Below are 15892 nucleotides of genomic sequence, written 5' to 3'. Positions count from 1 at the left end.
ACTTTCATTTATTTAGAAGATAAAGGAAATTGATTTGAATAAAGCTTTATTTTAGATTAAAGGTTTGAAAGGTGATTCTCATGAAAAAACACCAATTGTGTAAATTTATCGATTTAAATAATCCTAATTTTTATAATAACCGTGAATTAAGTTGGCTTAGATTTAATGAAAGAGTATTACAAGAAGCTATTGATGAGGGGAATCCTTTATTGGAAAGGCTTAAATTTTTAGCTATTTTCAGCTCGAATCTTGATGAGTTTTTTATGGTGCGTGTAGCAGGGCTTAAAGATCAGGTCAAAGCCGGATTTAATAAACCAGAAAATAAAGCTGGATTAACACCTAGAGAGCAATTAGAAGAAATCTGTGTTTTAAACCATCGAATTGTTAAACTACAAGATCAATTATTCACCGAAACGTTACTCCCGATGCTCTACTATGAAGGGTTTCAGTTTCTTGCCATAGAAGAGTGTAACTCAGAGCAAATTGATTTTTTAAGAAATCGATTTAATACTTATATACTACCCGTATTAACACCAATGGCAATTGACGCTTACAGACCATTTCCGATGCTTCTAAATAAAAGTCTTAATTTAGCTGTCCTATTATCAAAACCAGACATGAAGAAAGAGAAATTAGCAATTGTACAAGTTCCAAGTGTCTTAACTCGATTTATTAGTTTACCATCTTCTAACGGGAAAGCTCAATTTATTATGTTAGAAGATGTTATTAGTTTCTTTATACAAGAACTTTTTAATGGTTATACAGTTTTGTCAGTATCCCCATTTCGAATTACAAGAAACGCAGATTTAACTATTCACGAGGAAGGAGCTCGTGACCTGTTAACTGAAATAGAAAAAGAACTGAAAAAGCGAAAGTGGGGGGCTGCAGTAAGACTTGAAATGCAAGAAGGTAAAATGGCTGAAAAAGTACTAGTTTTTTTATTAGATGTTTTAGAATTAAAACAAAAAGATGTTTATACTTTTCACGGACCAATAGATTTAACGTTCCTATTTAAACTCTATTCTGTTATAGGTTCTGAGCACGATTATTTAATTAATGAAACGTTTATCCCACAACCACCTGAAGATTTAGCAAATGAGGTAGATATATTTGAAGCGATTTTAAAAAAAGATATTTTCTTACATCATCCTTACGAGTCATTTCAACCAATTGTTGACTTTATATCAACAGCAGCAAGTGATCCAAATGTATTAGCGATCAAACAAACACTCTACCGTGTTAGTGGAGATTCGCCAATTATTCACTCATTAGCCAAGGCAGCTGAAAACGGAAAACAAGTAACCGTACTCGTCGAGTTAAAGGCAAGATTTGATGAAGAAAATAATATTCAATGGGCTAAAAAGCTAGAGAAATCAGGTGTTCATGTAATTTATGGGATTACATCACTAAAAACACACAGTAAAATAACATTAATTGTGCGACATTCAAATGACCAAATTCAACGGTTTGTCCATTTAGGAACTGGCAACTATAACGACTCAACCGCAAAGCTATATACAGATATGGGCTTATTAACATGTAACGAAAAATTTGGCATTGATGCTACTAACTTTTTTAATTACTTAAGTGGTTTTAGTGAAAAACCGAAATGGAATTATATTTCAACTGCTCCATTTGAAATAAGAGAGACATTTCTAGAGTTAATCGAGAAAGAAATTGAGTTCCATAAAAAAAATGGAAACGGAAAAATCATTGCCAAAATGAATTCACTTACTGATAAACCTATCATTACTAAACTTTACGAAGCTAGTCAGGCTGGTGTTACAATTGAACTGATAATAAGAGGGATTTGTTGTTTGAGACCTGGGATATTAGATGTAAGTGAAAATATTAGAGTCATAAGTATCGTAGACAGATTTTTAGAACATAGTCGAATTTTTTACTTTCAACATGGTGGGGATCATTCCTTATTCTTATCTTCAGCAGATTGGATGACAAGAAATATGGAAAGAAGGATAGAAATTCTTTTTCCTATCATTAATAATAAAATTAAAGACAGAATTAAAAATATTTTAGAAATAATGATAAAGGATAATGTAAAGGCTAGACAACAAAATAAAGATGGTACCTATACTTATGTACAAAAATCTAAAAATGAACGTGAGATTCAAAGTCAAAATATCTTTTATCAAATGGCCGCTAAATATTTTGAAGACAGTTAGAAAATCGCAAGGGCATCTCCTCTTGCGATTTTCTAACTTAAATTCTTGATCTAATTATTTTCCAAAGTACCCCTTGTTTTGGGGAGAAAAAGAATGCTAACCCAAATAAAATAGATGCAACTAAAACAATCGTTGAACCAGAGCTTACATCAAACAAAACTGAATAATATAAACCAATAACACCAGATATCACCCCAAAAATGGCAGCCAATACTAACATAGTCGATAGGCGATCTGTCAATAAATAAGCAGTAGCTCCCGGTGTTATAAGCATAGCTACTACTAAAATAATCCCAACTGTTTGAAGCGATGCAACTGTTACTAATGATAATAATAGCATTAACATGTAATGAATAAATTTCACTGGTAAACCAGTTGATTTAGCCATTGTTGGATCAAATGTACTTAATAATAATGGCCGATAAAATAAAATAATCATCAAAATAACAAAAATACCCATTCCAAATGTAATCCATAAGTCAGTTCTAGATACAGCGAGTACATTTCCAAACAATATATTCCATAAGTTAACACTTGTGCCTTTTAATGTTGAATTAAGAACAACACCTAGTGCAAATGCAGCCGTAAACATTATACCTATGGCAGAGTCATCCTTAATACGGCTGTTTTGTGATATATACCCTATTGATAAGGCAGTAATAACTCCTGTAATAACTGCTCCAATAAAGAAATTAATCCCAATCATATAGGCAATTACAATTCCAGGTAAAACTGCGTGAGAAATCGCATCCCCCATAAGTGACATTCCCCTTAAAATAATAAAACAACCAACCACACCACAAATAATCCCAACTAATATAGCGGCGATCAAAGCATTTTGCAAATACTGATATCTCGAAACTTGATCTATGAAGCTCATTACTTGTTGCATTAATTACTCACCACCATCATCTTATCCTTGTTTTCAAATAATGTTATACTGCCTTTGTAAGCTTCTGATAATAGTTCCGGTTTATATATATCCTTCACTTTTCCAACTCCGACTAATTCTTGATTTAAAAGTAACAATTGATCAAAATATTTTTCTACCTTGCTTAAATCATGGTGTACAACAAAGATTGTTTTACCTTCTTTTTGAAGCTGCCTCAAAAGATCTACTATGATATCCTCACTCGTTGCGTCTATACCTACAAATGGTTCATCCAAGAAAAACAAATCTGCTTGTTGAGCTAATGCACGCGCAATAAATACTCTTTGCTGTTGTCCGCCAGATAATTGTCCAATTTGGCGTTTTGCAAAACTTTCCATTCCTACTTGTTCAAGTGCATTCATCGCTATTTCTTTATCTTTATTTCCAATTCTTTTGTACCAAGGGATGTATGTGTATCTACCCATTAATACAACATCTTCCACAATAACTGGAAAATCAAAGTCTATTGAGCTTCTTTGGGGGACATAAGAAATTTTCTTACGCATTTCTTTTATACCTTTACCAAAAACTTTTACCTCACCTGAAAACTTCTCTAAACCTAAAACTGCTTTTATTAGCGTTGATTTACCGGCACCATTCGGTCCTACAATTCCTATTAGATGACCGCTTTGAAAAGAAAAACTAATATTTTTTAAAGCGTGATGTCCACCATAATTTACGGATAGATTTTCAACAGTTATTTCGTATTGATTTCGCCTCACAGTAGATCCTCCTTGTCTAATTAACTTTTAAAATTTAATGTTCTATTCTAAGAATACATTTCTATTTGATTACACTTATGAAGTTAATAGTTATTTACAATTTTGAATGATCAAATTCAATATATGACGTATGTTCCTAATTTGTGCACGAAAGATAAAAAGTTTCCTAAGGGAAACTTTTTATCTTTTAGTAAATTATATTAGCTGCCCGAAACAATTGCAAACATTTTCTTTTGTTATATACCTTTTCAAGTTTGTCATTAATTTTTAGTCACATTACATATTTTGAAACATAAACTAAACTAATTACTATTTTAGAAAGGAAGGCAAAACATGAATCCTTTTATTTTACAAATGGTAAACCATAAGCTCAATACCCTAACAAAAGAAGAGTTAATTCAATATGCTAAACAGTACCAATTTAAGATTTCTGATGCACAAGCAACAAAAATAATAGCAATATTAAGATCTGAAAGAATTGATGTTACTAATAAGGCTCAACGCGAACGGATACTAGCTAAGGTAAAACAACAAATAGACGCCAAAACTGAAAAACAAGTAAACGAAATGTTAAAGCAATATGATCAATACTTATAACAAAGTGCAGTTAATCCAAAACCTAACCTTTTCGATTTTCTTAAGTTTTGAGGTCGGGGTCTTGCTGTCCCTTAAGAGTGGGATAAATTATTAGTATTCTAAACTTTGTAATGTAAAGACCCCCATTCATTATGTAATCAAATAATGAATGGGGGTTTTTTATGCCATAATTTTTTGTTGAAGTTCAGGGTCAAACTTTTTACTTCTTAACATATCAATCTCATGTTTATATGGTGGTTTAGTATTTTTCTTGTCTGTTCCAACGTATGGTGTTTCTAATATTTTAGGAATATTTTCAAGATGAGGATGGTGAACAATATAGCTAAGAGCATTAAATCCGATATGACCAAAACCAATATTTTCATGGCGATCTTTTCTTGATCCTCGAACATTCTTACTGTCATTAATATGCAGAACCTTTAAACGGTCTAATCCAACTATTTTATCAAATTCATTTAATACACCATCAAAATCCTCAACTATATTATAACCAGCATCATGCACGTGACACGTATCTAAGCAGACAGATAACTTTTCATTTAATGATACTCCGCTAATGATTTCAGCTAATTCTTCAAAGCTTCGTCCACACTCAGAACCTTTTCCTGCCATTGTCTCTAACGCTATTTGAACTTCCTGGTCTTTTTCAAGTACCTCATTTAATCCAGTAATAATTTGCTTTATTCCAACATCTGTACCAGCGTTGACATGAGCACCAGGATGAAGAACAATTTGCTTTGCTCCTAATTCGTAAGTACGAGCAATCTCAGACTTTAAGAAATTTACGCCTAGCTCAAACGTTTCTGGCTTTTGTGAATTGCCTATATTAATAATGTAAGGTGCATGAACAATAATTTCTTTAATCCCATGTTCCAACATATGTGCTTGTCCCGCTGGAATATTCAACTCTTCAACTGGTTTTCTTCGCGTATTTTGCGGAGCACCAGTATATATCATAAATGTATTTGCTCCATATGAAACTGCTTCCTCACTTGCAGAAAGAAGCATCTTTTTTCCACTCATTGATACGTGTGAACCCAATTTCATCCTCTCATAATCTCCTTTTTATTTTTTTCTATTTTTACGTCTATTTCGTTGCTCCTGTTTTTCTTGCTCCCACCTTGCTTTTTTCTTATAGCCAGGCTTTACTCCTTTTGGCTTTGCTTTAGCTTTACCTCCCGTGGCAGGGGCAGTCGCTTTCCTTGTAGCTATAGGAGTTGATGGGATTTTTTTTCGTACTTTACGTTTTAATTTATTTTCTAATTCAATCCATTCACCATTTTTTATATCGACAAATTTAAAGTTGATTTTGCGATTCATAAGCTTTTCAATAGATTGATCATCTTTTTCATCATAAATAGTTAAGGCAACTCCAGATTCCCCAGCACGCGCAGAACGGCCTACACGATGAACATACCAATCAAGATCATTTCTCGGAAGTTCAAAATTAATGATATGAGTAACTCCCTTTATATCTATTCCTCTAGCAGCTAGGTCGGTTGCTACTAAGTATTGAATTTTCGCTGAATTAACATCTTTCATCACCTGTTTACGCTGTCGTGGATTTAAGCCACCGTGAATTCTATCAACATTTAGTCCTTCTTGTATTAAGGCATCAGCAATTTCATCTACTTGTTCCTTCGTATTTGCAAAAATAATCGCAAAATAAGGATTATATAGCTTTGCTACCTCCATAACTAGATTGATTCTGTTTCTATGTCTCAGTGGAAGTAAATAATGCTCAATTTTTTCAGCCGTAGTTTTCTCTGGATTTACTTGTACATGACGTGGATTATTCATGTACTTTCTTAAGAACGGTTGTAGTTTTTCTGGTACAGTCGCTGAGAAAACAAGCATTTGAAGCTGTTCAGCCATACGTGCAGCAATCTTATCAACTTCTTCAATAAAGCCCATATCTAACATTTGATCGGCTTCGTCAACTACTAGCATTGGTGAAGTATAGACTTTTAAAGCCTGTTCCTCTATTAAATCCAAAACTCTTCCAGGTGTACCTACAACAATTTGAGGTTGTTTTTTTAACTTTTCAATCGTACGTAAACGATCCGTACCGCCAACAATGAGCTTTGCAGCTATTTCTTCTTTAGATAAGAGTAGAAGCTTTTCTAATTCCTGAAAAATTTGTCCTGCTAACTCTCTTGTTGGTGCAGTTATGACTGCTTGTACTTCTTCTTTTGTTACATCAATGCGTTCTACTAAAGGTATTAGAAAAGCTAAAGTTTTTCCTGACCCTGTTTGCGATTGACCAATTACATCTTTCCCTGAAATAATCGCTGGGATTAGTCGTTCTTGAATTTCAGTTGGCATTTTAAAACGTTGTTCATTTAAAGCTTCAATAATAAACGGCTTTAAGTTAAATCTTTCGAAATTTGATTTGTTACTCATATACATTCTCCTACCTCAATCTAGAGTTTAATTTCCTAAATAATAAAAATATATAGTCTCTATCCGCTCATTTGATAGTACCTATCATTAGTATCCTAGACTTTATACTATACCATTCTTTTCACAAAAATCAAAAACCAACAATCTAATTATGACATAAAAATTTGTTGTAACTCAACGAGTGGCACATCCGATTAGACACATGCATATACCTAATTGTAGAGAATTTTGTATTTATGAAAGGATGGAGCCAATGTATCCAATGCCAACACCACAAATACCACCCTATGCTCCAGCTACTTCGTTATTTTCTAGAGGATTTTCACCTGGGGCTGCAGGGCAGCTCAGCAATATTCCAATCCAGCAAGGAGTTGCACAGTCGGGGGGATTTTTATCGAAGTTATTCAGTGGAGCTCAGGCTGGTGGAGGCGGTTTATCAAATATAGCTGGAATGTTACAAAATGCACAAAAAGCAATAGGAATCTTTCAACAAGTAAGTCCTCTTGTTCAACAATACGGACCACTAGTTAAACAATTACCTGCTATAGTTAGTATGATGAGGAATAGCGGAAGTTCGAACGAAGAAGAAAATAGTGCACCAGAAGACGTTGCAGTAAAAGATGAAATTCATAAAAATATTGAGAAAAAAACGAAGAAAAAAACTTCTACTAACAAAAAAGAATTTACAATTAAAAAGAAAAAAGTTTCGAAAAAGAAGCCGAGTCCTAATAAAAATAAACTAGCAAGATCTAAAAAAAAGAAACCCAAAAAAGAGATTATAAACGGAATTCCAGCACCTAAGCTCTATATTTAACTATCATAACTAATTGAGAATGACTCAAATTTAAGGTATCTATAGTAATCCTTTTGAGCCATTCTCTTTTTTTATACATATTTTTATATTGTTTGAACATACTATAGGAGTAGGCATAAAACAGGGAATTGTTGTAAAATTTTTCTTTTTCAAACAAATATGGTATACTGTTTTTATCCTCAAAAATCTTCATTGTAAAAAGCCACTGTTTTTTACATACTATGCTCCGCTTTATTTGTACTGTTCTATTCTCAAACTCTTATGTGAAATTTCCAAATTTACAGTTTGTTTGATTGGAGAATAGTTGTTTCTACCGTATTAGAAAACGTTTGGAGGTATGTTTATGTTCAATGTAGGTGATCACGTCGTATATCCATATCATGGTGCTGGTACAATTCGAGATATCGAAGTAAAGGAGGTTTTAGGGGAAAAAATTTCTTATTATGTTTTATATTTCCCCTTAAATGATGTTACTTTAATGCTTCCAGAAGATAGGATAAACAGCTCTGGTTTAAGAAAGGTTATTGAAGAAAATCAACTAGATGAACTTATTTATGCACTTCAAAACGGCGTTCAAACAAAAAATGAAAACCCTAAACAATATTCTAGGGAAAACGAAAATTTATTAAAGTCAGGAAATATTATTGATGCTGCACATGTAATTGCTAATTTAAGCCTAAAAGAATTCGAACGCACTAATGGTCTCCATATTCAAGACCGTAAGAATTTGGATAAAGCTAAGCAATTTATTGTAAGTGAATTAATACTTGCAAACAATATGACCGAGGAAGAAGCTTACGAATTTATTGATAAAAATATTCAAATTTCTCAAGGAGCATGACAATAGCACAAACGTCTAACTTTAGAATTTCCTTACTTTTCAAGTAAAGAACATCCTTTTTATAAGGGTGTTTTTTTCACATAATCAGAATTTATAAATTCCTAACTTGGAAACTGTCTAGCTGCAGCGCCTATCACTCGTGACCAAGGCGCTTGCGCTTTTCTTGTTGTAACAAAAGATTTATTCATAAATCCATTTAGCTAAAAACTGTTTTAGCAAATTTATTGCTTATAATTAAATAATTAAATTATAATAGTAAAAGTGAACATTGGAGGAGGCACATTAAATGGAAGTAATCAAAATATCACCTCGTGGCTATTGTTACGGTGTTGTTGATGCAATGGTATTAGCTAGACAAGCAGCAAAAAACTTAGACCTACCTAAGCCAATTTATATATTAGGTATGATTGTTCATAATAAACATGTAACTGATGCTTTTTCAGAAGATGGCGTAATAACATTAGATGGGCCTAACCGTCTTGAAATACTTAATAAAGTTAACAAAGGTACTGTTATTTTTACTGCTCATGGGATTTCCCCTGAAGTACGTAAATTAGCAAAAGAGAAAGGTCTAACTACTGTCGATGCAACATGTCCTGACGTCACAAAAACCCATGATTTAATTAAAGAAAAAACAAGTGAAGGGTACGATGTTGTTTATATTGGTAAAAAGGGTCATCCTGAACCAGAAGGTGCAATTGGAGTAGCTCCAAACCATGTACATCTTGTTGAAAATATTAATGATGTGAATAATTTAAATATAACGAATGATAAGATTATTATTACAAATCAAACAACCATGAGCCAATGGGATGTGTCCCATATTATGAAAGCCGCTTTAGAAAAATACCCAAAGTCAGAAATCCATAATGAAATTTGCCTAGCTACTCAAGTAAGACAAGAAGCAGTAGCTGAGCAAGCAAAAGAAGCAGATCTACTTATTGTTGTTGGCGATCCAAAAAGCAACAACTCCAATCGATTAGCCCAAGTTTCCGAGGAGATCTCCGGAACAAAAGCATATCGAATTTCTGACATTCTAGAATTAAACATTGATTGGCTCAAAGGAATAAAAAAAGTTGCTGTAACTAGTGGGGCCTCTACACCAACGCCAATAACAAAAGAAGTTATTAGCTTTTTAGAGAAGTTTAACAAAAATGATCCATCGACATGGAAAATCGAGAAAAAAATACCAATAAATAAAATCCTACCAAAAGTAAAAAGCAAGTAAAACGGGCAAAATTGCCCGTTTTTCTCTTACAAAAAGGTAAAAGGATCGGTATTAAGATTTGAAGAAATTACTTTTGTGTCATATTTATTTTCTAAAATAAATTGAGCTAAATAATTTTTTACCGCTTCCTTCATAATTTTTTCTATATTGTGACCAGGATCAACTAAATTTAGTCCGTCCATCATTGCATCATGAGCTACATGATAATAAACGTCACCAGTTACAAAAACATCAGCACCTTTAAACTGGGCTTGAGATACATATTTATTCCCATCACCACCTAGAACCGCTACCTTTCTTACTTTCTCATCTAAATTACCAACTACACGCAATCCATCTACATCAAAAGCCTTTTTTACAAAAATAGCAAATTCTTTTAACGACATTTCTTCTGGCAAATATCCTACTCTTCCTAATCCCAATAGCTCACCTTTATTATCTAATGGATAAATATCATAGGCTACTTCCTCGTATGGATGAGCTTTAATTAAACTTGAGATAACCTTATTTTGAATGTTTATTGGAAATATCGTTTCAATTTTAATTTCTTCTACTTTTTCTAATTTCCCTTGTGCTCCGATAAATGGATTTGTACCAGATTCAGGTTTAAATGTACCGATGCCCTCAGAATTAAATGTACAATGACTATAGTCTCCAATATACCCAGCACCTGCAGTAGCTAAGGCTTCTCTCACTTGATTCGCATGGTCCTTTGGAACAAAAACTACTAGCTTCTTTAATTTGAGTTCCGTTGTCGGAGCTAACAAATCAATATTTTCTAACCTTAGCTTTTCTGCCAATAAATCATTGACTCCACCATTCGTAACATCTAAATTTGTATGTGCAGTATATACAGTAATATCGTGTTTAATTAATTTTTCTACAACTCTTCCATATGGTCGATCTGTCTGTATCGCTTTTAATGGACGAAAAATTATCGGATGGTGAGCTATGATTAAATCAACTTCTTCTTTAATCGCTTCATCAACAACTGACTCTAATAGGTCTAATACAACCATTACTTTTTTTATTGGTTTGTTTAGAGTCCCTATTTGCAATCCTATTTTATCCCCATCCACTGCCAAAGATTTCGGGGACCATCTTTCAAAAGCTTGTATTATAGCTTGACCATTTACTAACTTTGTCAACTCAATACCTCCTCTACTTCATTGATTTTCTCCAATAGTTCTTGTTTTTTCTTTAGAACTTCTAAGGTAGGTTTCGCTTTATCAAATTGCTTAACGATTTTTTTCCATTCAACCACTTCGGTTTTCCATTTTTTAACAAACGATTCATTTCTATTTTTCATCAAAAAAGGACCCAATAAAATTTCTAATTGGTAATTTTCCTCACTATAAGGGCTTGTTCCCTGTCTATCTGCTACTAGGATTTCATAAATGACCCCATCTTCCTCAATAATTTCCTCACCAATTAGCAACCAGTTATTTTTTACTAACCAATCCCTAACTTTATTGGCAGCTACATTCGGCTGCAAGATTAGTCGACTTACTTCCGAAAGCTTTTCTTTACCTGCTTCTAAAATATTAGATATTAACGGTCCCCCCATACCAGCAATAGTAATAACGTCTACTTCCCCTGTTTTTATAACTTCTAATCCATTACCTTTTCGAACAGAAATATCACCCTGATAATTTAGTTTACGTACTTGTTCAACCGCTGATTGGAATGGACCTTCATTTACTTCTCCTGCAATTGCAGAAGTAATGATCCCTTTTCTAAATGCAAAACAAGGTAAATAAGCATGGTCTGAACCTATATCAGCTAGCCTACTTCCTTGAGGAATTTTATTTGCTACCATTTCTAAACGTTTTGATAAAATACTCTCATTCATTTACAATCACCTATTTTATGTAGTTTCATAAATATCTTAATTGTTTCTGTACTTAGATGCAATCTAATGTGAATCCTGACAAAAATCTTAAGGACGTTTGCAAAACATTAAAAAAGTCAGTAAAATAAATGACAAGAAATGTAATTCACATTAAAGAAGCACGGGCGTTGGAGCTAGACAACTTTCTAACTTTTAAATTTTATATAACTGAGTGAATTTCATAATTACTAAAAACGAGCTACATAAATCTATATCTAGTTACGAACGGTTTCAACGCAACTGGATATAGCATCTTAGTGGCAAGAATGATGGATATGAAATTCATTAAACTAAATAAATTAAACTTTCTTTCGTTGATATAAAAAGGTTTACTTCAGAAAAGAAGTAAACCTCTCATAGTCATTATTCTAAGAAATCTTTAAGGCGTTTGCTTCTACTCGGATGACGGAGTTTACGTAGGGCTTTAGCTTCTATTTGACGTATTCTCTCACGGGTTACACCGAACACTTTTCCTACTTCTTCTAGAGTTCGAGTACGCCCATCATCTAGTCCAAAGCGAAGACGGAGTACATTTTCTTCTCTATCAGTTAATGTATCTAAAACATCTTCTAACTGCTCTTTTAATAATTCATAAGCTGCAGCATCAGATGGAGCTAATGCTTCTTGGTCTTCAATAAAGTCACCTAAATGAGAGTCATCCTCTTCACCTATAGGAGTCTCTAGAGAAACTGGTTCTTGTGCAATTTTTAATATCTCTCTGACCTTTTCAGGTGTTAGATCCATTTCAGCAGAAACTTCCTCTGGTGTTGGTTCTCGCCCTAAATCCTGAAGTAACTGACGTTGTACACGGATTAATTTATTAATTGTCTCAACCATATGAACTGGAATTCTTATTGTTCTTGCCTGGTCAGCAATTGCACGCGTAATTGCCTGACGGATCCACCATGTAGCATACGTACTAAATTTATATCCTTTTTCATAGTCAAACTTTTCAACAGCCTTAATTAAGCCCATATTTCCTTCTTGAATTAAATCAAGAAACAACATTCCTCTACCTACATAACGTTTTGCAATACTTACAACGAGTCTTAAGTTTGCCTCAGCTAATCTTCTCTTTGCCTCTTCATCCCCAGTTTCAATTTTCTTAGCTAATTGAATCTCTTCCTCAGCAGAGAGTAGTGGTACACGGCCGATTTCTTTCAAATACATACGAACAGGATCATTAATCTTAATCCCTGGTGGAACGCTTAAATCATTTAAATCAAACTCTTCTTCTTTTGCAACTTCAGCAATATTTGGTATATCATCTGATTCATTTAATACCTCGATACCTTGATCACCTAAATATTCAAAGAACTCGTCCATTTGATCCGAATCTTGATCAAATACAGCTAGCTTTTCTGTTATTTCGGCATACGCTAGAACACCTCGTTTTTTGCCGAGTTCTACTAATTGGTCCTTTACTTGATCGATTGACATTTCTCCTTCTGCCACTGGGCGAACTGGTTTTTCTGCCATACGACCCCCTCCTTCCAAAAATTCAACTACAAATCTATAATTAACCAAACAACTTGAACTGTTGTTAGTATTAGAGCAGATGTAATTTATATATATATAATAAAAGCATTAATGCTTTAATTCCTTTTTCATTTGAAGAATCTCCATGGCTATTTTGGCAGCCATTGGATAGTCCCCTCTGTTTTCTGCTTCTTTACGTGCTTTTTCTTTACTTTCAATTTCAATTACCTTTGGGTAGTTATTAATTTGCTTTATATAATCACTTAATTCCTGCTCCGACAATTCTTCACTTATTGTCATCATCGCAATTTCAGTGGCAATTCTGGCCAATTTCTCATCGTTTAATTTTTGAATAAAATGACTTGAATTAGGTTCGTTTCCTTCTCCATAATATGCATATAAATGCGCTACAATTGCATGATATTCATCAATATTAAAATTACCACCAATTTTTTCTTGTACTTTACTTGCAACGTTAATATCCTTCATCATAAATGCAAGAAGAATTCTCTCTGCATTATGAAATGCTGGTAATAGTCTTTTTTGTTTTGTAAAACTACCTTTCATTTTTAAAGTGTTAGTATTTTCTCGACTCGGATTTTTCTGTTTACCTATTTTGTAAATACGGTATAATTCCTGTTTCAAAGCATCGAGAGATAGAGAAAATTCCTCAGCTAATTGCCTAGTATAATGGTCTCGCTCAATAGCATTAGAAAGTTTTGTGATTTCCAAGAGGACATCCTCTATGTACTTCATTCTTTCTCCTTCATTTTGAAGGTTTCTGCCTTTTCTAAGAAAGCCCATCTTGAACGCCATTGTTGTTTGATTCGCTATTAATACTTCTGACCGAAACTTTTCGGAACCTTTTTTTTGTATGTAATCATCGGGATCGTAACCTTCCGGAAGCCTCGCAACTTTTACATAACAATTGTTTGCCTCAAGAATACTTATAGCTCTGTAGGTCGCTTTTAATCCAGCATTATCAGAATCATAACAAATGATTACAGTCTCAGCATTTCTCCTAATGAGTTTTGCTTGTTCATTAGTTAGAGCCGTTCCTAAAGTAGCAACCCCATTTTTCACTCCAGCTTGCCATGCACTTATAACATCGACATAACCTTCAAAGAGCACAGCTTCATTTTTCTTTCTCATCTCAGGCCTAGCAATGTGTAAACCATAAACAATCGTACTCTTATTAAATATTATTGAGTCTGCACTGTTTAAGTACTTAGGTTGCTCATTCCCTAGAACTCTTCCACCAAAACCAATTACTTTTCCTTCTTTATTCCATATCGGAAATATTACACGATTTCTAAAACGGTCAAATAATTTACCATCAAAATCTCGTTTAGAGAGGAGTCCAACTTTCTCCATTAAATCTAATGGGACATTTCTCTTTTCAAAAAAATTAACTAGCGTTTCCCAAGAGTCTGGAGCATAGCCAATTGAAAAGGTATTAATCATTTCATTAGTAAAACCTCTCTGTTGCAAATAATGCAAAGCATTAATTCCTTGTTCACTATTAACTAATAAGTGGTGAAATAACTTTCCAGCTAATTCATTACCAGCTATCATCGTGTTATTTTCATTAGAAAGTGTTGTTTTTTCATTCTTTTCTAGTTCTGGTAATTGGATATTTGATCTTTTCGCAATATGCTTTACTGCATCTAAAAATTCATAACCCTCAATTGCCATAACAAAAGAAAAGGTATTCCCCCCAACACCGCAACCAAAACAGTGGTACAATTGTTTTTCAGGAGAAACGGAAAAACTCGGTGTATTCTCTCCATGAAATGGACATAACCCTATTAGATTTCTACCTTGTTTCTTTAATTGAACATATTCACTTATTACATCAACAATGTCTACAGAATTTCTTATTTTTTCGATCTTTTCTTCAGAAATTCTACTTCCCATTTTTACTCACCATTCTCTTTTCCTATTTAGCATAAAGGTTAGAGTATATTAATTCGAGTTATTTTGCTAAATTCCTTCTTCTGTTGACAAAATTTTTTCGAATTCCTGACAAAATTTTAAAATATCATCATTTGTAAATTTATTTGGACCTTTTGTTTTCATCCCTGCTCTCCTTTGCTTTTGCCCAAGATGTCTGACATATAGAAGTTCATCTATGTTATCTTCATTGAAGAGTTTTCCTCGAGGTGAAATAGCCAAGACTTTTTTAGGTAAAAGCAAAGCTGCTAATCCATGATCCTGGGTTACTACAATATCACCCTTTCTACAATGGTTTACAATATAGAGATCGGCCTCTTCCCTCCGAGAATCGACCATAATTGTAATCGAGTTTTTTTGTCGATTTATCATATGTGCGTAGGAAGCTACAAAAATAACTTTCCTTTTGTACTTTTCACAAAGAGCCTCAATCTCATCTTTCACAGGGCAAGCATCAGCATCTACATAAACAACTTTTTCACCATTTCGCATAATTGACTATTCTACAACTCCTATGGAATTCCTTCTTTTTAATCTTTGTAAGCAAAATTAACCTACCAATACACTCACAATTTCATTGTAGCTTTAGTTGTTGACATACTAAACGATGATAAACTTCTGAAAGAGGGAAAAGACTAACTTCCTTTTACTATCATTACCAAAAACATCAGAATAAATCTTGACTTTTTTAATTTATTTGTTCCTACCCAAAAATATTCGCATTTTTTAATCACAAAATTTCATTATAAGCTAATTTCCCTATTCTAGCCATATTTTTTTACTTTTAATGGTCTAATATGCTTTTTTAACTAGATGGATTTGATAATCCTATTTAAACAATCCACATGAT

14 protein-coding genes are annotated in these 15892 nt (G+C 33.3%); 5 read left to right on the top strand and 9 right to left on the bottom strand.

From position 1 onward, the window contains the following. Positions 1–80: 80 nt before the first annotated feature. Positions 81–2183 carry an RNA degradosome polyphosphate kinase gene (locus tag BKP45_RS05625; RefSeq protein ID WP_071388719.1) on the top strand — a complete coding sequence of 701 codons (2103 nt, stop codon included), beginning with the start codon at positions 81–83 and terminating at the stop codon, positions 2181–2183. Positions 2184–2220: 37 nt separating this feature from the next. Here BKP45_RS05625 and BKP45_RS05620 read toward each other — a convergent pair whose 3' ends face one another. Beyond that, a complete protein-coding gene (locus BKP45_RS05620) occupies positions 2221–3075 on the bottom strand; it encodes a metal ABC transporter permease (protein ID WP_071388718.1) in 855 nt (284 codons plus the stop codon). Further along, complete coding sequence (locus BKP45_RS05615) at positions 3075–3836, bottom strand: metal ABC transporter ATP-binding protein (protein ID WP_071388717.1); 762 nt, start codon at positions 3834–3836, stop codon at positions 3075–3077. The genes BKP45_RS05620 and BKP45_RS05615 overlap by 1 nt, the downstream gene beginning before the upstream one ends. A 333-nt stretch (positions 3837–4169) precedes the next feature. Here BKP45_RS05615 and BKP45_RS05610 point away from each other — a divergent pair, with 333 nt between their 5' ends. After that, complete coding sequence (locus tag BKP45_RS05610) at positions 4170–4433, top strand: DUF2624 family protein (protein WP_071388716.1); 264 nt, start codon at positions 4170–4172, stop codon at positions 4431–4433. Between the two features lie 159 nt (positions 4434–4592). On the opposite strand, the gene BKP45_RS05605 is transcribed toward BKP45_RS05610, so the two are convergent. Then, positions 4593–5480, bottom strand: coding sequence for a deoxyribonuclease IV (locus BKP45_RS05605; protein ID WP_071388715.1), 888 nt, complete (start codon positions 5478–5480; stop codon positions 4593–4595). 18 nt (positions 5481–5498) lie between these two features. Continuing rightward, on the bottom strand, positions 5499–6836 hold the full coding sequence (locus BKP45_RS05600; RefSeq protein ID WP_071388714.1) for a DEAD/DEAH box helicase: 1338 nt from the start codon (positions 6834–6836) through the stop codon (positions 5499–5501). Between the two features lie 253 nt (positions 6837–7089). Here BKP45_RS05600 and vrrA point away from each other — a divergent pair, with 253 nt between their 5' ends. The 3 genes from vrrA (at position 7090) to BKP45_RS05580 (ending at position 9719) form a co-directional block, all read left to right on the top strand. Continuing rightward, the gene (gene vrrA, locus BKP45_RS05595) at positions 7090–7650 is read left to right on the top strand and encodes a VrrA/YqfQ family protein (protein WP_071388713.1); all 561 of its coding nucleotides are present in this window, start codon (positions 7090–7092) and stop codon (positions 7648–7650) included. Positions 7651–7993: 343 nt separating this feature from the next. Then, positions 7994–8491 carry a CarD family transcriptional regulator gene (locus BKP45_RS05585; protein ID WP_071388711.1) on the top strand — a complete coding sequence of 166 codons (498 nt, stop codon included), beginning with the start codon at positions 7994–7996 and terminating at the stop codon, positions 8489–8491. 286 nt (positions 8492–8777) lie between these two features. Continuing rightward, positions 8778–9719 carry a 4-hydroxy-3-methylbut-2-enyl diphosphate reductase gene (locus BKP45_RS05580; protein ID WP_071388710.1) on the top strand — a complete coding sequence of 314 codons (942 nt, stop codon included), beginning with the start codon at positions 8778–8780 and terminating at the stop codon, positions 9717–9719. Positions 9720–9745: 26 nt separating this feature from the next. Here BKP45_RS05580 and BKP45_RS05575 read toward each other — a convergent pair whose 3' ends face one another. The 5 genes from BKP45_RS05575 to BKP45_RS05555 form a co-directional block, all read right to left on the bottom strand. Then, entirely contained in the window at positions 9746–10867 is a 1122-nt protein-coding gene (locus BKP45_RS05575; protein WP_071388709.1) for a Nif3-like dinuclear metal center hexameric protein, read from the bottom strand. Next, a complete protein-coding gene (locus tag BKP45_RS05570) occupies positions 10864–11571 on the bottom strand; it encodes a tRNA (adenine(22)-N(1))-methyltransferase (RefSeq protein WP_071388708.1) in 708 nt (235 codons plus the stop codon). Before BKP45_RS05570 ends, BKP45_RS05575 begins: the two co-directional genes overlap by 4 nt. Before the next feature lie 402 nt (positions 11572–11973). Further along, on the bottom strand, positions 11974–13089 hold the full coding sequence (gene rpoD / locus BKP45_RS05565) for an RNA polymerase sigma factor RpoD (RefSeq protein ID WP_071388707.1): 1116 nt from the start codon (positions 13087–13089) through the stop codon (positions 11974–11976). Between the two features lie 108 nt (positions 13090–13197). Continuing rightward, the gene (gene dnaG / locus BKP45_RS05560; protein ID WP_071388706.1) at positions 13198–15006 is read right to left on the bottom strand and encodes a DNA primase; all 1809 of its coding nucleotides are present in this window, start codon (positions 15004–15006) and stop codon (positions 13198–13200) included. Positions 15007–15072: 66 nt separating this feature from the next. Further along, complete coding sequence (locus BKP45_RS05555; RefSeq protein WP_071388705.1) at positions 15073–15534, bottom strand: YaiI/YqxD family protein; 462 nt, start codon at positions 15532–15534, stop codon at positions 15073–15075. Positions 15535–15892 lie beyond the last annotated feature (358 nt).

Source organism: Anaerobacillus alkalidiazotrophicus, from assembly GCF_001866055.1.
This window is presented reverse-complemented; position numbering and strand designations above follow the sequence as displayed.

Bases quoted from the DNA above. Each gene is read 5' to 3' on its own strand.
- BKP45_RS05625 (WP_071388719.1), top strand. From the start codon at position 81: ATGAAAAAACACCAATTGTGTAAATTTATCGATTTAAATAATCCTAAT.
- BKP45_RS05620 (WP_071388718.1), bottom strand. From the start codon at position 3,075: ATGCAACAAGTAATGAGCTTCATAGATCAAGTTTCGAGATATCAGTAT.
- BKP45_RS05610 (WP_071388716.1), top strand. From the start codon at position 4,170: ATGAATCCTTTTATTTTACAAATGGTAAACCATAAGCTCAATACCCTA.
- BKP45_RS05605 (WP_071388715.1), bottom strand. From the start codon at position 5,480: ATGAAATTGGGTTCACACGTATCAATGAGTGGAAAAAAGATGCTTCTT.
- BKP45_RS05600 (WP_071388714.1), bottom strand. From the start codon at position 6,836: ATGAGTAACAAATCAAATTTCGAAAGATTTAACTTAAAGCCGTTTATT.
- vrrA (WP_071388713.1), top strand. From the start codon at position 7,090: ATGTATCCAATGCCAACACCACAAATACCACCCTATGCTCCAGCTACT.
- BKP45_RS05585 (WP_071388711.1), top strand. From the start codon at position 7,994: ATGTTCAATGTAGGTGATCACGTCGTATATCCATATCATGGTGCTGGT.
- BKP45_RS05580 (WP_071388710.1), top strand. From the start codon at position 8,778: ATGGAAGTAATCAAAATATCACCTCGTGGCTATTGTTACGGTGTTGTT.
- BKP45_RS05570 (WP_071388708.1), bottom strand. From the start codon at position 11,571: ATGAATGAGAGTATTTTATCAAAACGTTTAGAAATGGTAGCAAATAAA.
- rpoD (WP_071388707.1), bottom strand. From the start codon at position 13,089: ATGGCAGAAAAACCAGTTCGCCCAGTGGCAGAAGGAGAAATGTCAATC.
- dnaG (WP_071388706.1), bottom strand. From the start codon at position 15,006: ATGGGAAGTAGAATTTCTGAAGAAAAGATCGAAAAAATAAGAAATTCT.
- BKP45_RS05555 (WP_071388705.1), bottom strand. From the start codon at position 15,534: ATGCGAAATGGTGAAAAAGTTGTTTATGTAGATGCTGATGCTTGCCCT.